This window comes from Pseudoroseicyclus sp. H15, assembly GCF_054353345.1.
Genome location: NZ_JBTHJE010000014.1, coordinates 1 through 1893, shown reverse-complemented (window position 1 = coordinate 1893; position 1893 = coordinate 1). Strand labels below are relative to the sequence as shown.

General features: G+C 65.8%; 2 protein-coding genes. One reads left to right on the top strand and one right to left on the bottom strand.

What is annotated here, in order from left to right; all coding sequences use genetic code 11:
• Positions 1–746 (bottom strand): LysR substrate-binding domain-containing protein (locus ACXN5S_RS19615; protein ID WP_458607184.1); only part of this gene is annotated, 746 nt, incomplete at its 3' end.
• Positions 747–854: 108 nt separating this feature from the next.
• Here ACXN5S_RS19615 and ACXN5S_RS19610 point away from each other — a divergent pair.
• Positions 855–1871 (top strand): NADP-dependent oxidoreductase, encoded by a 1017-nt coding sequence (locus ACXN5S_RS19610; RefSeq protein WP_458607183.1) that lies wholly within the window; start codon positions 855–857, stop codon positions 1869–1871.
• Positions 1872–1893: the final 22 nt, after the last annotated feature.

The following is a 1893-nucleotide window of genomic DNA, read 5'->3' as shown; positions in this document are numbered from 1 at the left end:
GTCGAGAGCATCCCTATGCCGCCTCCGGCCACGACCGACGCCACCAGCGCCTCGCTCGCATCGACCGTGATGCCAGCGGACAGCATCAGCTCGCTCTCGCGATCTCCGATCCGGAATGGCCAGCGGTAGGTCTTGCCCGTGCTCTGATAGCGCAGGCCGACAGTCTCATGATCCTTCAGGTCGTCGGGATGGGCCGGTGTCCCGCGGTCTGCCAGGTAGTCGGGCGCGGCGAAACAGGAGAGCCGGTAGGGCGGCAGCCGGCGCGACAGCAGCCGCGAATCCTCCAGGTCGCCGATCCGCACGGCTATATCGATCCCGTGCTCGACAAGATCGACGATGCGGTCGCTCAGCTGAAGGTCCACCGTGACGTTCGGATGACGGCGACGAAACTCGGGCAACGCGGGCGCGATCAGATGAACGCCGATCGGCAGCGGCACGCTGATCCGGAGCGGACCGGCCGGTTCCGATCGGGCCATCAGCGCGGCCTGCTCGATCGCCTCGGCATCCCGCAGGAGCCGAAGCGCACGCTCGTGCAAGTCACGGCCCTCTGGCGTCAGCGTCAGGGAGCGGGTGGTCCGCGTGAACAGCGACAGGCCGAGACGCTGCTCAAGCCGCTGCACGCTCTTGCTGACCGCGGACGGAGAGATGGAAAGCGACCGCGCCGCGGCGCTGTAGCTGCCCATCGATCCCGCCCTCGCGAACGCGATCAACCCGGTGAGCCGTTCGAGACCGACTTGTTCCTTCATGGCATTACTAAAGCGCCTTCGAGGTGGATTATCAACGCCTCATGGGAGGTTACATGGAGCGCTTGAAGGCTGGTCATCGACTTGGCTGGCGAAGGTAAGGAACAGCGAATGTCGACGATGATGAAAGCGGTCCGGCAGCATGAGTTCGGCGGCCCCGACGTGCTGCGATACGAGGACGCACCTCGCCCCGAGGTGAAGGCCGGCGAGGTTCTGGTCCGCGTCCACGCGGTCGGGCTGAACCCGCCCGACTGGTACATGCGCGATGGAATGAAGATGCTGCCGCCCGAGTACCGGCCGCAGCTGCCCTTGCCGCTCATCCTGGGCACGGACATCTCTGGCGTCGTCGATGAGGTCGCGCCGGACGTTCAAGGGTTCACGGTGGGAGACGAGGTCTACTCGATGGTCCGCTTTCCGGACGGACTGGCCGACGCCTACGCCGAGTATGTCAGCGTGCCGGCATCCGACCTTGCCCGCAAGCCGGCCGGCATTGACCACGTCCATGCCGCTGCAGCCCCGATGTCGCTGCTCACGGCGTGGCAGTTCCTGATCGCGCAGGGGCACGATGTCCCCAACGCGCTTCAGCCGACACAGCATGAGCCTGTTCCACTGGCGGGCCGCCACGTTCTGGTGAACGGCGCCGCAGGTGGCGTCGGGCATTTCGCCGTTCAGCTTGCGAAGTGGAAGGGCGCTCATGTGACGGCCGTGGCATCGGGCGGACACGAGGCTTTCCTGCGCGATCTCGGTGCCGATGCCTTCATCGACTACACCAAGGTCACGCCCGAGGATGTGGCGCATGACGTCGATCTCGTTGTCGATGCCGTGGGCGGTCCGACAACCGGACGCTTCCTGCGCACGATCAAGCGGGGCGGCGCGCTGTTCCCCGTCTTCGGCCTGGGTGCCTCTGGCGGAGACGAGGCCGAACAGCGTGGTGTCACGGTCTCCACCACCCAGGTTCGCGCCAGCGGCGCCCAGCTGAATGAGATTGGGCCCATGCTCAGCGACGGCACGATCCGTGTGGCGATCGATAGCACCTATTCACTCGCTGACGCGCGCAAGGCTCATGAGCGCGCCGCCGCAGGTCACATCCAGGGCAAGATCGTGTTGGCGGTGAATAGGTGGATGTAGATCAGGTCCGATTGGGATCGGC

What these genes read in the sequence shown, in the direction of transcription:
- ACXN5S_RS19610 (WP_458607183.1), top strand. Translation starts at nt 855, where the DNA reads ATGTCGACGATGATGAAAGCGGTCCGGCAGCATGAGTTCGGCGGCCCC.